18 protein-coding genes and 1 tRNA gene are annotated in these 15,996 nt (G+C 46.8%); 15 read left to right on the forward strand and 4 right to left on the reverse strand.

Annotated elements, in window-relative coordinates; genetic code table 11:
• Positions 1 to 14: 14 nt before the first annotated feature.
• The 4 genes from ICN16_RS00390 to ICN16_RS00405 are packed head-to-tail and all read right to left on the reverse strand — an operon-like array spanning position 15 to position 2,253.
• Positions 15 to 554 (reverse strand): RDD family protein, encoded by a 540-nt coding sequence (locus ICN16_RS00390; RefSeq protein WP_370625590.1) that lies wholly within the window; start codon positions 552 to 554, stop codon positions 15 to 17.
• Between the two features lie 13 nt (positions 555 to 567).
• Positions 568 to 1,197 (reverse strand): DUF3106 domain-containing protein, encoded by a 630-nt coding sequence (locus tag ICN16_RS00395; protein ID WP_216133081.1) that lies wholly within the window; start codon positions 1,195 to 1,197, stop codon positions 568 to 570.
• Positions 1,198 to 1,222: 25 nt separating this feature from the next.
• Positions 1,223 to 1,687 (reverse strand): DUF3619 family protein, encoded by a 465-nt coding sequence (locus ICN16_RS00400; protein ID WP_216133082.1) that lies wholly within the window; start codon positions 1,685 to 1,687, stop codon positions 1,223 to 1,225.
• Positions 1,684 to 2,253, reverse strand: coding sequence for an RNA polymerase sigma factor (locus ICN16_RS00405; RefSeq protein ID WP_215326823.1), 570 nt, complete (start codon positions 2,251 to 2,253; stop codon positions 1,684 to 1,686). The genes ICN16_RS00400 and ICN16_RS00405 overlap by 4 nt, the downstream gene beginning before the upstream one ends.
• 193 nt (positions 2,254 to 2,446) lie before the next feature.
• Here ICN16_RS00405 and ICN16_RS00410 point away from each other — a divergent pair, with 193 nt between their 5' ends.
• From ICN16_RS00410 to ICN16_RS00480, 15 genes are all read left to right on the forward strand, one after another.
• Positions 2,447 to 4,234, forward strand: a complete 1,788-nt coding sequence (locus ICN16_RS00410; protein WP_216133083.1) for an acetolactate synthase 3 catalytic subunit — start codon at positions 2,447 to 2,449, stop codon at positions 4,232 to 4,234.
• Entirely contained in the window at positions 4,234 to 4,725 is a 492-nt protein-coding gene (ilvN, locus tag ICN16_RS00415; RefSeq protein WP_015420909.1) for an acetolactate synthase small subunit, read from the forward strand. The genes ICN16_RS00410 and ilvN overlap by 1 nt, the downstream gene beginning before the upstream one ends.
• A 51-nt stretch (positions 4,726 to 4,776) precedes the next feature.
• A complete protein-coding gene (gene ilvC / locus ICN16_RS00420; protein ID WP_216133084.1) occupies positions 4,777 to 5,793 on the forward strand; it encodes a ketol-acid reductoisomerase in 1,017 nt (338 codons plus the stop codon).
• A gap of 63 nt (positions 5,794 to 5,856) precedes the next feature.
• Positions 5,857 to 6,504 carry a phosphatidylserine decarboxylase gene (locus tag ICN16_RS00425; protein ID WP_215387640.1) on the forward strand — a complete coding sequence of 216 codons (648 nt, stop codon included), beginning with the start codon at positions 5,857 to 5,859 and terminating at the stop codon, positions 6,502 to 6,504.
• 27 nt (positions 6,505 to 6,531) lie between these two features.
• Positions 6,532 to 7,395 (forward strand): CDP-diacylglycerol--serine O-phosphatidyltransferase, encoded by an 864-nt coding sequence (gene pssA, locus ICN16_RS00430; protein ID WP_216133086.1) that lies wholly within the window; start codon positions 6,532 to 6,534, stop codon positions 7,393 to 7,395.
• 227 nt (positions 7,396 to 7,622) lie between these two features.
• Positions 7,623 to 9,170: a 2-isopropylmalate synthase gene (locus tag ICN16_RS00435; protein WP_216133088.1), complete on the forward strand. Its 1,548-nt coding sequence runs from the start codon at positions 7,623 to 7,625 to the stop codon at positions 9,168 to 9,170.
• A gap of 213 nt (positions 9,171 to 9,383) precedes the next feature.
• On the forward strand, positions 9,384 to 9,653 hold the full coding sequence (gene rpsO / locus ICN16_RS00440) for a 30S ribosomal protein S15 (RefSeq protein WP_015420915.1): 270 nt from the start codon (positions 9,384 to 9,386) through the stop codon (positions 9,651 to 9,653).
• Between the two features lie 271 nt (positions 9,654 to 9,924).
• On the forward strand, positions 9,925 to 12,093 hold the full coding sequence (pnp, locus tag ICN16_RS00445; protein ID WP_216133090.1) for a polyribonucleotide nucleotidyltransferase: 2,169 nt from the start codon (positions 9,925 to 9,927) through the stop codon (positions 12,091 to 12,093).
• Between the two features lie 25 nt (positions 12,094 to 12,118).
• Entirely contained in the window at positions 12,119 to 13,117 is a 999-nt protein-coding gene (locus ICN16_RS00450; RefSeq protein ID WP_216133092.1) for an NAD(P)H-quinone oxidoreductase, read from the forward strand.
• A 17-nt stretch (positions 13,118 to 13,134) separates the two neighbouring features.
• Complete coding sequence (tpiA, locus tag ICN16_RS00455; protein WP_216133094.1) at positions 13,135 to 13,893, forward strand: triose-phosphate isomerase; 759 nt, start codon at positions 13,135 to 13,137, stop codon at positions 13,891 to 13,893.
• Between the two features lie 22 nt (positions 13,894 to 13,915).
• The gene (gene secG, locus ICN16_RS00460; protein WP_216133096.1) at positions 13,916 to 14,263 is read left to right on the forward strand and encodes a preprotein translocase subunit SecG; all 348 of its coding nucleotides are present in this window, start codon (positions 13,916 to 13,918) and stop codon (positions 14,261 to 14,263) included.
• Positions 14,264 to 14,349: 86 nt separating this feature from the next.
• Positions 14,350 to 14,434: transfer RNA gene (locus ICN16_RS00465), tRNA-Leu, on the forward strand.
• Between the two features lie 109 nt (positions 14,435 to 14,543).
• A complete protein-coding gene (locus ICN16_RS00470; RefSeq protein WP_011902892.1) occupies positions 14,544 to 14,903 on the forward strand; it encodes an NADH-quinone oxidoreductase subunit A in 360 nt (119 codons plus the stop codon).
• Positions 14,904 to 14,908: 5 nt separating this feature from the next.
• Positions 14,909 to 15,391 carry an NADH-quinone oxidoreductase subunit B family protein gene (locus ICN16_RS00475; RefSeq protein WP_011902891.1) on the forward strand — a complete coding sequence of 161 codons (483 nt, stop codon included), beginning with the start codon at positions 14,909 to 14,911 and terminating at the stop codon, positions 15,389 to 15,391.
• A 3-nt stretch (positions 15,392 to 15,394) separates the two neighbouring features.
• Positions 15,395 to 15,994: an NADH-quinone oxidoreductase subunit C gene (locus ICN16_RS00480; protein WP_216133098.1), complete on the forward strand. Its 600-nt coding sequence runs from the start codon at positions 15,395 to 15,397 to the stop codon at positions 15,992 to 15,994.
• The last annotated feature ends 2 nt before the right edge of the window (positions 15,995 to 15,996 follow it).

Raw genomic sequence — 15,996 nt, forward strand, 5'->3', positions numbered from 1 at the left:
TTCTTAAATCCAACTTAAGAGAGTGTCACCCAGTTCTTTGGTAGCTCTACCAAACGGGTTCCGCCAAAACGATCTGGCAGGCTTTGCCGTAGTAGGGGGCTAACGCGATCCAGGTAAATACTGAGTGGCCAGAGCAATAAAGCGACCGAGAATAGCATCTCAATAATTTGCCATCTCTGTAGCTCGAAAAGCCACTGAAGAACAACGCAAGGTACAAGCCATAAAGAGCCATAGACGTAGCGCCAGATTGCTTGTTTGCGAGTCAGATTAAATCCACCGGGACCAATCATGCGAACGCGCCATGTTTGCATTGCAAGTGTTTGACCGGACTTTGTCCAATACCAAACAAAGTAAATGCCCAACACAACATAGAGATAGACAAAGGTAAGCCAGCTTGGCAGTGAGACGCCGAACAGAATGCCTAGACCTAAATTCGGTAGCAAGAAAGTAAAGGCAATGACGCCCAATAAAACCAATTGCTCATACAGCGTACAAGATACGCGCCGCCAAAACTGCGGAGCTGGAAGTGCATTTAATTCAGCGGGAGTAATCACGACTTAGAAATTCTTATGGATTGCTTGGGCTGCTATCCGAGCTGGTGCTCGGAGTCGGAGCTTCTTGAGCAGGGGCATTGCTTGCTGGCAAGCTAGGCGCTAGATTAGTTTTTTGGGTAATCGGATGTTGTTGCAATGTAGGTGCACTCGCAGCCGTTGGCTTTTTCTTATTCACTTCTGCTTGAGCCAACTTCTTTTTCTGGTCATCACTCAATTTTTGATATGCACTCCAAGCCTCTGCTTTTTTCTCGGCAGGGAACTTCAGGCTGGTGAGGTAATTTTCTCGCGCGATGCGGCGATCTTTTTGAGAGAGCTTAGACCAGCTTGTCATTCGAGACTGCAGTCGCTGCTGATCTGCCTCGCTCATCTTCGGATAAAGGTTGGCAACCTGAATCCATTTTTTACGACTGTCGGGCAGCATGTAATCCCAATCCTCTTCCAGAGGGGCGAGAATTTTCTGCTGCGCTGGCTTGAGACTTTCCCATGTGCCATCTGGTTTTTTCTCGGGAATGCCGGTACTTTTACCGTGACTGTTTGTAGCGGTCTGGGCAAATGCGCTAGGCAAGCCTAGGGCGCTAAAAGCCAGCACAAGGGCTGAGCCGATCGTCAGGACTGCACAAATAGAGCGTAAGTTTTTTAGCATGCGCTAATTGGGCTCTGGTTTGGCTTTAAGAGGGTGATTTGGATGTATCCAGGCCATCTTGCTCTGCATCGGCTAAGGGGCCATTTTTCAGGAATCCCATAAAGCCGCTATCTGCATAGGCATCTGGCGGTACATCGTCAGTTAGAAGGGCAACATCCAATTCTGCAATATCGTTGATCCGGGAGTCTGATTGCCATTGAGCAATGCCGATCAGGCCAAATACCAAGACAACCAGCGGTGCGACCCAGCCAACGTTATCCCAGAAGGAACGTGAACCGGATGACCAGCTTCCAGTGGAATTCGCTAAAACATGCTGCTCAATACGCACTTTTTCTGGTTTTTTGGCAGAAATAGCCTTAAGGCGGGCGGCATATAGACGATCTTTGATACCTGCTGGCAGGGATTGGGATCCTTCGCGTAGCAGGGCGGCAGCAGTCAGACCAAATTGGTCTGCTTCTGTTGGGCTTAGGATGTCTTGATTGCGATTCACAGCGTAATTCCTTTTAATTTCAATGCTTTAGCTAGAGCCTGGGTGGCTCTTGAGCAGTGGGTTTTGACGCTTCCCTCGCTACAACTCATCGCAAGGGCAGTTTCAGTAATGCTCAGCTCATCCCAATAACGCATCAGGAAGGCTTCTCGTTGACGGGCAGGTAATTTTGATATTTCCGACTCCAGGGACTGCAAGAGCTGACTACGTTCTAGCTTAAAGGCACCATCTTGGTGAATTTCGCTGTCATCAGGGGCTGAAAGTGACTCTAGAGGGTCAAAATCATCATTTTCATCTGATTTCTTGCCCATATTGGAGAACAGGGTGACCCAGGTATTGCGCACCTTTTGACGTCGGAACCAATCATGTATGCGGTTTTGCAGAATTCTGGTGAAAACCAGGGGTAGCTCTGCAGCGGGGCGATCACCATATTTTTCAGCCAACTTGATCATGGCATCCTGAACAATGTCTAAGGCCGCATCATCATCACGCACGGCATAGACCGCCTGCTTAAAAGCGCGCTGCTCAACACTGCTTAAAAAGTCAGAAAGTTCTTGGGGTGAGGCCATTCAGTGGATTAGACCTGAATCAGATGGAATTGGTCTATTTTAGGGGATTGCTATAGAATATAGGGCTTACTACCTAGAATCTCATTCAAGAAGTGGTTTTTTCCGGTAGCAGCGCCGTTCGAACTCAGGCCACAAGCAGGAGACAGAACAGACCAAACAATTTTTTGCCGAAAATTGCAAAGGACGAAAGAAAATGAATACAAGCAGCGCCGAATTTTTAGCTTCTAAAGCTAACCAAGACACAGCAAACCCAAATTCCGCAGCGAATGCACCTGAAATGATTGGTGCAGAGATGTTGGTGCAGGCTTTGCACAAAGAGGGTGTTGAATACGTTTGGGGTTACCCAGGTGGTTCCGTTCTCTTTATCTACGACGAAATTTTTAAGCAGGACAAGTTTGAACATATTCTTGTTCGCCATGAGCAGGCAGCAGTGCATGCTGCGGATGGCTATGCACGTGCGACCGGTAAGGTTGGCGTTGCTTTAGTCACTTCAGGTCCTGGCGTAACCAATGCGGTTACCGGAATTGCTACTGCTTACACTGATTCGATCCCAATGGTGATCATCAGCGGTAACGTTCCGACATACGCAATTGGTGAAGATGCTTTCCAAGAGGCGGATACCGTTGGTATTACCCGTCCAGTGGTGAAGCACAACTTCTTAGTAAAGGATGTGAGAGATCTTCCTTTAGTAATTAAGAAAGCTTTTCACATTGCTCAGACAGGTCGCCCAGGTCCAGTGTTGATTGATATCCCGAAGGATGTATCAGCAGCTAAAGCGCCATTTGTATATCCAGAAACTCTGGAGATGCGTTCATACAACCCTGTAATTAAGGGGCACAGTGGGCAAATTCGTAAAGCAGTTTCTTTATTGCAAGAGGCGGAACGTCCATATATTTATACCGGTGGCGGCATCATCTTGGCCGACGCTGCGCCTGAGTTAAAAGAGTTTGCTGATTTGCTAGGTTATCCAGTGACCAATACCTTGATGGGTCTTGGTGGATTCCCGGGCACTAGTCCGCAATTCCTTGGCATGCTCGGTATGCACGGTACTTACGAAGCGAATATGGCCATGCAACATAGCGATGTGTTGATTGCCATTGGCGCACGTTTTGATGACCGCGTGATCGGTAACACCGCTCACTTTGCAAGCCATCCACGCAAGATCATTCATATTGATATCGATCCATCTGTGATTTCAAAGCGGGTGAAAGTAGATGTACCTATCGTTGGTAATTTGAAAGAAGTATTGCAAGAGATGACTGCCCAGCTCAAAGCTGCTGGCCCACGCAAGAACGGCGAGAAGGTTGCTGCTTGGTGGGAGCAGATTAATGAATGGCGCAAAAAAGATTGCTTGAAATACGATGAGGCTTCACAAATCGTAAAACCTCAGTACGTGGTTCAGAAATTGTGGGAACTCACTGGTGGTGATGCATTCATTTGCTCTGACGTTGGTCAGCATCAAATGTGGGCTGCTCAGTTCTATAAATTCGATAAGCCACGTCGTTGGATTAACTCCGGTGGTCTAGGTACGATGGGCGTGGGCTTGCCTTACGCCATGGGTATCAAAAAAGCATTCCCTGATAAAGATGTATTCACCATTACTGGTGAAGGCTCGATTCAGATGTGTATTCAAGAGTTGTCCACTTGTAAACAGTACGACACTCCTGTGAAGATTGTTTCATTGAACAACCGTTACCTCGGTATGGTTCGTCAATGGCAGGAGCTGACTTATAACAAGCGCTATTCCAGTTCTTACATGGATTCATTGCCAGACTTTGTTAAGTTGGCTGAAGCCTTTGGTCACGTTGGTATGCGTATTGAGAAGAAGTCTGATGTTGAGGGCGCTCTCAAAGAGGCGATTCGTTTAAAAGATCGCACTGTATTTATGGATTTCCAGACAGACCCAGAAGAAAACGTTTGGCCAATGGTTCAAGCGGGTAAGGGTATTACTGAAATGCTTTTGGGTAGCGAGGATCTCTAATGCGACATATTATTTCTGTATTGATAGAGAACGAACCAGGGGCATTGTCTCGTGTGGTTGGCTTATTCTCGGCTCGTGGCTACAACATTGAAACGCTCAGCGTTGCGCCAACTGAAGATCCTTCACTTTCACGCATGACGATTGTCACGATTGGTTCTGAGGATGTGATTGAGCAAATTACCAAACACTTAAATCGCTTGGTTGAAGTGGTTAAGGTGTTTGATTTGACTGAAGGCCCTCATATTGAGCGTGAGCTCATGATGATTAAGGTGCGCGCTGTAGGTAAAGAGCGTGAAGAGTTGAAACGTACAACGGATATCTTCCGTGGTCGCATCATCGATGTGACTGATAAGAGTTACACCATTGAATTAACTGGTGATGGTGCCAAATTAGACGCCTTTATTGATTCGATTGATCGTGCATCGATTCTGGAAACTGTCCGTTCGGGTGGTTCTGGTATTGGGCGCGGTGAACGTATCCTCAAGGTTTAATTTTTTTAACTGATTACTGAATTAACTACATTTTCAAAACAAGGAAAGAGCATGAAAGTTTTTTACGATAAAGACGCTGATTTGTCACTCATTAAAGGCAAAAAAGTAACCATCATTGGTTATGGTTCACAAGGTCATGCACATGCATTGAACCTCAAAGACTCAGGCTGCAATGTGACTGTGGGTTTGCGTAAAGATGGCGCTTCCTGGAGCAAAGCTGCAAATGCTGGCTTGACAGTAAAAGAAGTTGGCGAAGCGGTTAAAGACGCTGATGTAGTGATGATGCTCTTGCCTGATGAGCAAATCGCTGACGTATACAACAAAGAAGTTCATCCAAATATTAAGCAGGGCGCTGCATTGGCATTCGCTCACGGCTTTAACGTTCACTACGGTCAAGTTCAGCCACGCGCTGACCTGGATGTGATCATGATTGCCCCTAAGGCACCTGGCCACACTGTTCGTGGTACTTACGCTCAAGGCGGCGGTGTTCCCCATTTAATCGCTGTGTACCAAGATAAATCTGGCTCTGCTCGTGATGTTGCTTTGTCCTATGCAACAGCAAACGGCGGCGGTCGTGCTGGCATCATCGAAACTAACTTCCGTGAAGAAACTGAAACTGACTTGTTCGGTGAGCAAGCTGTTCTTTGTGGTGGCGCAGTGGAGTTGATCAAAGCTGGTTTTGAAACTTTGGTTGAGGCTGGTTACGCTCCTGAAATGGCTTACTTCGAGTGCTTGCATGAGCTCAAGTTGATTGTTGACTTGATCTACGAAGGTGGTATCGCCAACATGAACTACTCTATCTCTAACAATGCCGAGTACGGTGAGTATGTGACTGGTCCACGTGTTGTAACTGAAGATACTAAGAATGCAATGCGTCAGTGCTTGAAAGACATTCAGACTGGTGAGTACGCTAAGAGCTTCATCTTGGAAAATAAAGCAGGTGCACCTACTTTGATTTCACGTCGTCGCTTGAATGCTGAGCATGACATCGAGGTGGTTGGTGCTAAGTTGCGCGCCATGATGCCTTGGATTGCGAAGAACAAATTAGTTGACCAAACTAAGAACTAAGCAAGAACTCAGTAACAAGCAGTTAGAAACTAATAGTAGTAACTAAAAAGGCTCAGAACAAAGATGATGTATCCGCACCCCATTATTGCGAAAGAAGGTTGGCCGTATTTGGCATTAGTGGGGGCTGTAACTTTGCTAGTCCACTACCTAGGTGGTATTGCATGGTCATGGCCTTTGTGGATCATCTTTATCTTTGTTCTGCAGTTCTTCCGCGATCCACAGCGCATTGCTGCCATCGGTCGTGACTTGGTTTTATCTCCAGCCGATGGTCGTATCGTTGTGGTGGAAAAAGCCAATGATCCTTATGCGGGTCGTGAAGCTTTAAAAATTAGTGTTTTCATGAACGTATTCAACGTTCACTCCAATCGAAGTGCAGTCAATGGCCTGGTTAAAGAGATTCAGTATTTCCCAGGCAAGTTCGTGAATGCCGATTTAGATAAGGCCTCTACCGAGAATGAGCGCAATGCTGTGGTGATTGATGCCAACGGCCAAATTGTGACTCTGGTTCAGGTTGCAGGGCTGATTGCCCGCCGTATTCTTTGCTATATCCATGTTGGCGATAGACTTAAAGCAGGTGAGCGCTATGGCTTTATTCGCTTTGGCTCCCGTGTAGATGTATATTTACCCTTAACGGCCGAACCATTGGTCAGTGTTGGTGATAAAGTTTTTGCTACGAACACCGCATTAGCGCGCGTACCCGGCTTAGATTGATTAAGTCGCTTTAACAGGGAATATTCTTTGAGCACATTTCGTCGTCGTGGCCGCATTGATCGTAGTCGCTTAACGCGCACCCGAACTGACCGCACTCAAGATGAGTGGGCAGAAGATCTTGGCGATGAAATTGATTTCGAGGTAGAAAAGTTGCACGCGGATAAACCCCGCCAGCGCAGCAAAGGTATCTATCTACTTCCGAATGCATTTACTACAGCAGCTTTGTTCTGCGGTTTCTTTGCAATCGTCAATGCAATGAACCACCAGTTTGAGATGGCAGCTATTGCCATCTTTGCATCCTTAGTTTTGGATGGCATGGATGGTCGTGTCGCCCGAATGACCAATACCCAAAGTGCTTTTGGAGAACAGTATGACTCTCTGGCTGATATGGTGTCATTTGGTGTGGCTCCAGCCCTAGTGGCTTATGAGTGGGCTCTAAAAGATTTGGGTAAATGGGGCTGGTTAGCTGCCTTTACTTATTGTGCGGGTGCTGCATTGCGCTTGGCACGATTCAACGTTAATACCGGCGTGGTTGATAAGAAGTTTTTTCAAGGTTTGCCAAGCCCAGCAGCTGGGTCTTTGATGGCCGGCTTTATCTGGCTAGCTGATGACAACAAGATCCCAGTCCGTGATACCGCCATCCCTTGGATTACTTTCTTCATCGCTGTGTATGCTGGTTTGACGATGGTCTCCAATGCCCGTTTCTATAGCGGTAAAGCTTTGGATGTCCGCTATCGCGTGCCTTTTGGCGTCATGGTCTTGATGATTCTCACATTCGTATTAATCTCTTCCAATCCGCCTTTAACCCTATTCGGCCTCTTTGTGGTGTATTCCATCTCGGGCTATGTCATTTGGGCTTGGGAGCATCTGAGTGGCCGCCGTTTTAGCTAATTTGGAATATTTAGGTTATATTTAATCCATGTTGATGAATTTCTCACTTTCTAACTTGCTTCTACTAGCACTAAGCCTACAGCTTGGGGCAGGTAAGGCCTGAGTTAATGAGATCAAAGTAATTCATTAACCACGACATACCAGCCCCAGCAAATTGCTGGGGTTTTTGTTTTTAGATTGACAATGAAGTTATAAAAAATTAAGCAATATTGAACCGGAGAGTAGTGATGAGTGACAAAGTAATCATTTTCGATACCACCTTACGTGATGGCGAACAATCGCCTGGTGCTTCAATGACCAAGGACGAGAAGGTGCGCATTGCTCGCCAGTTAGAGCGACTCAAGGTTGATGTGATCGAGGCTGGATTTGCTGCGAGCTCTGAGGGCGATTTTCAGGCTATCTCCGCAGTGGCTGCTGCGGTGAAGGATTCCATCGTATGTTCACTTGCCCGCGCCAACGATAAGGACATCACTCGTGCTGCTGATGCTTTAAAGGCTGCCAATGCAAAACGCATCCATGCCTTCTTGGCAACTAGCCCATTACACATGGCGGTGAAATTGCGCATGTCTCCAGAAGAGGTGTTGGAGCAGGCCAAGCGCTCTATTCGTTTTGCTAGAAACTTAGCGGAAGATATTGAGTTCTCAGCGGAAGATGGTTATCGCTCAGAGATGGATTTCTTGTGCAGGGTAGTTGAGGCCGTTATCAATGAAGGCGCTACTACTATCAATATCCCTGACACTGTAGGCTACGCAACGCCAGAGTTGTATGGAGAGTTCATCAGAACTTTGCGTACTCGAGTCCCGAACTCAGATAAGGCAGTATGGTCTGTGCATTGTCATAATGACTTGGGCATGGCAGTTGCCAATTCATTGGCTGGCGTCAAGATTGGTGGAGCACGTCAAATCGAGTGCACCATTAATGGCTTAGGCGAGCGCGCTGGTAATACGGCATTGGAAGAGATTGTGATGGCCTTACGTACACGTAAGGATTACTTCAATATGGTGTGTGGCATCGATGCCACTCAAATTGTCCCTGCTTCGAAGTTGGTCTCACAAATTACTGGTTTTGTAGTTCAGCCAAACAAGGCGGTCGTGGGTGCTAATGCTTTTGCGCACACTTCCGGCATCCATCAAGACGGCATCTTGAAGAATCGCGATACCTATGAAATCATGCGCGCAGAAGATGTGGGCTGGGCTACCAACAAGATTGTGTTGGGCAAGTTGTCTGGCCGTAATGCATTTAAGCAGCGCTTACAAGAGCTGGGTATTGCAATTGAAGCTGAAGCCGATTTGAATGAAGCCTTTGTGCGCTTCAAAGCATTGGCCGATCAAAAATCTGAAATCTTTGATGAAGATATTATTGCCATCATGTCAGACTCTGCCGCAGCGGAAGAGGGTGAGTTTTATAAATTCATTTCCTTAAGTCAGCATTCCGAAACCGGCGAGCGTCCAAAATCTAAAGTCACTTTCCGTGTTGGCGATAAAGAGGCTAGCTCCGAGGCCGAAGGTAACGGTCCAGTTGATGCCAGCTTGAATGCGATTGAAGAGATTGTGAAGAGTGGGGCAGAGCAATTGCTCTATTCCGTCAATGCAATCACCTCTGGCACTCAATCTCAAGGTGAGGTTACGGTCCGTTTGGCCAAGGGCGGGCGCATCGTCAATGGAGTCGGTACCGATCCAGACATCATCGCTGCATCAGCAAAAGCCTATTTATCGGCTCTTAATAAGCTCCACGACCCTAGTCAGGCCAAGCTAAATGCCCAAATGACCCCGTAAATTAAACATAAGTTATTGATTTATATAGGTTTATTTTTATTCAGCCCTTAGATTGCTGTTAATCAGTCAGTCTATGGGGTGAATAGCCCCTTTTAGGCAATCTGCTACAATTCGAGGGCTTTGATTTTTAAAGCTTTTTTGTTGTATTTGATTAATAAATGCACGACACGATTTGGGTGAAAGCTCAGGTGTTCGCAAGTAAGGAGTATGAAAATGGCAGTTGCTGATATTAAAACGGCGGAAATCGTCAAAGAAAACGCGCGCAGCGCAAACGATACGGGTAGCCCTGAAGTTCAAGTTTCATTGCTAACAGCCCGCATCAATGAATTAACCCCCCATTTCAAAGCTAACGCTAAAGATCATCACAGCCGTCGTGGTTTGTTGAAGATGGTTTCACGCCGTCGCCGCCTTTTGGATTACCTCAAGGGCAAGGATTTGGGTCGCTATCGCGCATTGATCGAGAAATTAGGTCTCCGTAAGTAATTCTTATCGGTATTGCAATGCCATCTTTCTTAGGGTTGTTTCGTAACAGAATCAGTCTTAAGCAGATGGCATGTTTTTTGAGCGCTTCAAGATTATTTGTGTAGGGGATCGTGTCATTCCAATGAGTTTCTGGATTGTGAAATCCAGTGCCTCCCTGGAATGGCATCCCTTGTGATCTTCAAACGCTCCAGTGTTGTCGTGACACTGCTTTATCCCACGACAAGCGTTAAATCCATGTGGCTTTGACGTGAACAATTTGGAGAAGATCAGAATGACTATGTTTAAAAAAGCAGTAAAGACGTTTCAATGGGGTAACCACCAAGTAACAATGGAAACAGGCGAGATCGCTCGTCAATCTGGTGGTGCTGTCATCGTTAATGTGGATGACACAGTGGTAATGGGCACAGTAGTTGCCTCTAAATCAGCTAAGCCTGGCCAATCATTTTTCCCATTGACTGTTGATTACCTCGAAAAAACTTATGCCGCAGGAAAAATTCCTGGTGGCTTCTTCCGTCGTGAAGGTCGCCCATCAGAAGGCGAGACATTGATCTCCCGTTTGATCGATCGTCCATTGCGTCCTTTGTTTCCAGAAGGCTTCTTGAACGAAGTTCAGGTAGTAGTTCATGTGTTGTCTATCAACCCAGACGTTCCTGCTGATATCCCTGCATTGATCGCTGCTTCTGCAGCTTTGGCTGTTTCAGGCATTCCATTTGCTGGCCCAGTTGGTGCGGCACGTGTTGGTTACGCTAATGGTCAATACCTCTTGAACCCAACTCGCACAGAGCAAGCTACTAGCGAAATGGATTTAATTGTTGCTGGTACTCAAGCTGCTGTGTTGATGGTGGAGTCAGAAGCCAATCAATTATCAGAAGAAGTGATGTTGGGTGCGGTTGTGTATGGTCACGACCAAATGCAAACTGCAATCAATGCAATTAATGAATTGGTTGCTGAAGCTGGTAAGCCAGAGTGGGATTGGACTGCTGCTCCTAAAGATGAGCCATTTATCGCTAAGGTAACTGCATTGGCTGAAGCGCCATTGCGCGAGGCTTATCAGATTCGTCAAAAGGGCGCTCGTTCAGACAAGCTCAAAGAAATTACTAAAGAAGTAATGGCTAAGTTATCTGAAGAGGGTGATGTTGATGCTGTTGCCGTTAATGACATCTTGTTTGAAATCGAAGCAAAGATTGTTCGTAGCCAGATTTTGAATGGCGAGCCACGTATTGATGGTCGTGATACACGCACTGTTCGTCCGATCGAAATTCGTAATGGCGTATTGCCACGTACACACGGTTCAGCATTGTTTACCCGTGGTGAGACACAGGCTCTCGTAGTAGCTACCTTAGGTACTGCACGTGATGAGCAGATCATTGACGCGCTCGAAGGTGAGTACCGTGATCGCTTCATGTTCCACTACAACATGCCTCCGTTCGCTACTGGCGAAACAGGTCGTGTAGGTAGCCCTAAGCGTCGTGAAATTGGTCACGGTCGTTTAGCGAAACGTGCATTGATCCCTGTATTGCCAAGCGCAGAAGATTTTGCGTACAGCATTCGTGTGGTTTCAGAAATTACTGAGTCCAACGGTTCTTCATCCATGGCTTCCGTTTGCGGCGGCTGTTTGGCAATGATGGACGCTGGTGTTCCAGTTAAAGCACACGTTGCTGGTGTAGCCATGGGCTTGATTTTGGATGGCAATCGTTTTGCTGTATTGACAGACATCTTGGGTGACGAAGATCACTTGGGCGATATGGACTTCAAAGTAGCTGGTACTGCTAACGGTATTACTGCTTTGCAAATGGACATTAAGGTTCAAGGTATTACTAAAGAAATTATGCAAGTTGCATTGGCTCAAGCTAAAGAAGGCCGTTTGCACATTTTGAGCAAGATGCAAGAAGCGATGGGTTCAGTTCGCACTGAATTGTCTGCACATGCACCGCGTATGGTTTCTTTCAAGATTCATCCAGACAAGATTCGTGAAGTAATCGGTAAGGGCGGCGCAACAATTCAAGCCTTGACTAAAGAAACTGGTTGCAGCATCGACATTAAAGATGACGGTACTGTAACAATCGCTTCTACTTCTGCTGAAGGCATGGCTGAAGCGAAAGCACGTATCGAAGGCATCACTGCTGAAGCTGAAGTAGGCAAGATCTACGAAGGCCCAGTTGTGAAGTTGCTCGAATTCGGCGCTTTGGTAAACATTCTTCCAGGCAAAGACGGTCTCTTGCACATCTCTGAAATCTCTAATGAGCGTGTAAAAGAAGTTAAAGACTATTTGGCAGAAGGCCAAGTAGTGCGCGTGAAGTTGTTGGCTGCTGATGAGCGTGGTCGTTTACGTTTATCTCTCAAGGCTGCAATGGCTGATGAGGGTGGCACGATTGCTCCTTTAGCTGGTGCAACTGAGGCTGCTGCTGAAGCTGCTCCTGCATCTGGCGAAACTGCTTAAGTAAAGTAAGCGAGCGGGAGTTCATATGCGCGTAATGGAAATCAAAGAATTTGGCGCACCAGAAATGCTGGTATCTGCCACTCGCCCTGACCCAGTAGCTCCGGCTGCTGGTACGGGTGAGATTTTGATTAAGGTAATTGCTGCTGGGATTAATCGTCCAGACGTTTTGCAGCGTAAAGGCCATTACCCAGTTCCAGCAGGCGCGTCTGATATTCCTGGCCTTGAAGTTGCTGGTGAGATTGTTGGTGGTGACTTAGCTCATGCCGATAATCTATTTGGCCTCAAACTTGGTGATAAGGTTTGTGCGCTTGTGCAGGGTGGTGGTTACGCAGAATTGTGTACCGCTCCCATTGCGCAATGCTTGCCTTATCCAAAAGGATTTACCGATCAAGAAGCGGCCTCATTGCCTGAAACTTTTTACACTGTGTGGAGCAACGTCTTCATGCGTGGTGAGTTATCTGAAGGTGAAACTTTGCTAGTGCAAGGTGGTTCGAGTGGTATTGGTGTGACTGCCATTTTGATTGCAAAGGCTTTGGGTCATAAAGTATTTGTTACTGCTGGTACCGATGAGAAGTGCGCAGCTTGCGTAGCTTTAGGCGCTGACTTAGCCATCAATTACAAGACACAAGACTTTGTAGAAGAAGTGAAGAAAGCTACAGATGGTAAAGGTGTCAATGTGGTGCTCGACATGGTTACCGGTGCTTATGTACAAAAAGAAATTGATTGCTTAGCTGATGATGGTCGCATTGTGATTATTGCGATCATGGGTGGATCAAAGGCTGAAGTAAACACTGGACAAATTTTGCGTCGTCGTCTAACCATTACTGGTTCTACCTTGCGCCCACGTCCCGTGTCATTTAAGAAACAAATTACTCAGCAGTTACATGCACGTATCTGGCCGTTGCTAGATGCAGGCAAGCTGAAGCCAGTGATTTATAAAACATTCACCCTAGACCAGGCGGCCGATGCCCATCGTTTGATGGAATCTTCTGAGCACGTTGGCAAGATTGTTTTAACTGTTTAAGTACTGAATTTAATTTCATGCGTCCACTCACTGTTATCGGCAACTGGAAAATGAACGGCAGTCTTGCAAGTAATGCAAGCTGGGTCAAGACCGTTTGCCGTGGCATGGAGCAGGGGATGCCAGCAGGGCGCAAGTATGCAGTTTGCGTTCCGGCACCTTATTTATCGCAGTGTGGTGATTTAATCCGTGATTGCTCTTTAGCTTTTTTAAGTCTGGGCGCTCAAGACGCTTCAGCTTATGCTGATGGTGCCTATACCGGCGAGGTTGCTGCATCGATGTTGAAGGAATTGGATTGCGCTTATGTGATTGTTGGCCATTCCGAGCGTCGCCAATATCATCAGGAGACTGATGAGCAGGTTGCTGAGAAAGCCCTTCAAGTGTTGGATAACGGCATGATTCCGGTGATTTGTGTTGGTGAGTCTGCGGATGAGCGTAACTCTGGCCGCGAGGTTGAGGTGGTTAGGGGTCAGATTTCAAAGCAGGTCGCTATTTTGCAAGACCGTCTGGCTGATTGCCTGATTGCCTATGAGCCTATTTGGGCTATTGGCACTGGTAAGGTGGCAAGCGCTCAGATGGCCCAGGACATACACCGGGCAATCCGCTTGCAGTTGGCAGAGTTTGATGAAGACGTAGCTTCCCATGTGGGAATTTTGTATGGCGGCAGTGTTAAACCTGACAATGCCGTCGAACTGTTTGCAATGCCGGATATTGATGGTGGATTGATTGGGGGTGCTTCATTGAACCCACAGGATTTCCTTGCTATTTGTCAGGCCTAGATTTTTTATTTGGAGATAAGCCATGGAATGGTTTAAGACTTTATTGATCGTTTTGCAGGTTATTTCAGCTTTGGCTGTGATCTTGCTTGTGTTGCTTCAGCAGGGTAAGGGTGCCGATATGGGCGCTGCTTTTGGTTCCGGATCTTCTGGTAGCCTTTTTGGCGCTAGCGGCTCTGCCAACTTCTTATCCCACACAACCGCCATTTTTGCGGCAGTCTTCTTTGTTTGTACTTTGGGGATTACTTGGATTGGTAATAAGAAGGAAGTTAGCCCTGGTATTTTGTCGGGAACTGTAGCTCCTGCCGCAGCTCCTGCTGCTGCCCCAGCTGCTCCCGTACAAGATCCAACTAAGCCAGCAGTTCCAAAGTAAAAAAATAGGCTTTTAAGCACTTTCTACCCCTATTTTTGGGCTGGTTGGGTGGTGCAATGCAGTAGAATTGACAGGTTTTACAAGATGCCGACGTGGTGAAATTGGTAGACACGCTATCTTGAGGGGGTAGTGGCTTAGGCTGTGCGAGTTCGAGTCTCGCCGTCGGCACCAAATTGTAGAATTTGTAGGGGTTTATGCTGTAAATCAAGGTTTTATGTAGTGGAATAATTGATAATTTGCTGTCTCTTAAGATGTATCAGACGAACGACTCAGGACCATTTTGAATCTCGCTAATTACTTTCCTGTTCTTCTTTTTATCCTCGTAGGTATTGGGGTGGGATTAGTCCCCATGTTCCTAGGAAAGATCTTGGCTCCTTCGAAGCCAGACGCGGAAAAACTATCTCCATATGAGTGTGGTTTTGAAGCTTTCGAAGATGCGCGTATGAAATTCGACGTGCGTTACTACCTCATCGCCATCCTATTTATCTTGTTTGACTTAGAAACTGCATTCCTGTTTCCATGGGGTGTAGCTTTGCGTGATATTGGCTGGTTCGGCTACGCCTCTATGGTGATTTTCTTATTGGAATTCATCGTGGGCTTTGTATATATCTGGAAAAAGGGCGCTCTCGACTGGGAGTGATCGATATGGCATTAGAAGGCGTTCTCAAAGAAGGATTTGTTACCACTACTGCAGATCAGTTGATCAACTGGACGCGTAATGGTTCTTTATGGCCAATGACATTTGGCCTTGCTTGTTGTGCTGTAGAAATGATGCACGCAGGCGCATCCCGCTACGACTTGGACCGATTTGGCGTGGTTTTCCGCCCATCTCCACGTCAATCAGATTTGATGATTGTGGCCGGTACTCTTTGTAACAAGATGGCTCCAGCCCTCCGTAAGGTTTATGACCAAATGCCTGAGCCACGTTGGGTTATTTCAATGGGTTCTTGTGCCAATGGTGGTGGTTATTACCATAACTCGTATTCAGTAGTTCGCGGTTGCGACCGCATCGTGCCAGTGGATATTTATGTTCCTGGCTGCCCTCCAACTGCGGAAGCGTTGATCTATGGAATTATTCAGTTGCAATCCAAGATCGCTCGCACCAGCACGATTGCGCGGAAGGCTTAAACCATGTCAGATCGTTTAGTTCAACTCGCCGCTAATCTAGAAAAAGTTTTAGGTAAACGCGCTCAATCTATTGAAGTTGCTTTGGGTGAAGTGACTGTAGTGGTTAAGGCAGACACGTATTTTGAGTCCGCCATGCTGTTACGTGATGATCCATTACTCGCTTTTGAGCAGCTGATTGATTTATGCGGCGTGGATTACCAAGATTTTCGTGAGGGCCAGTGGGGCGGTCAACGCTTTGGCGTTGTATCCCATCTTTTATCTTTGGCTCATAACTGGCGCTTGCGTGTACGCGTCTTTGCGCCAGAGGATTCATATCCAGTAGTTGCCTCACTGACTCCAGTTTGGGCTGCTGCTAACTGGTTTGAGCGCGAAGCATTTGACCTTTATGGCATCTTGTTCGATGGCCATGAAGACTTACGTCGTATCTTGACTGACTACGGTTTCATTGGTCATCCATTTAGAAAAGATTTCCCAATCTCTGGCAATGTAGAAATGCGTTACGACCCAGAGTTAAAGCGTGTTGTGTATCAGCCTGTCACGATTGAAGCGCGTGAAATCACGCCACGTATCGTGCGCGAAGAGCAGTATGGAGGTCCGGTTTAAGT

It is taken from the genome of Polynucleobacter sp. es-MAR-4 (genome assembly GCF_018882055.1).
Lineage (GTDB): Bacteria > Pseudomonadota > Gammaproteobacteria > Burkholderiales > Burkholderiaceae > Polynucleobacter.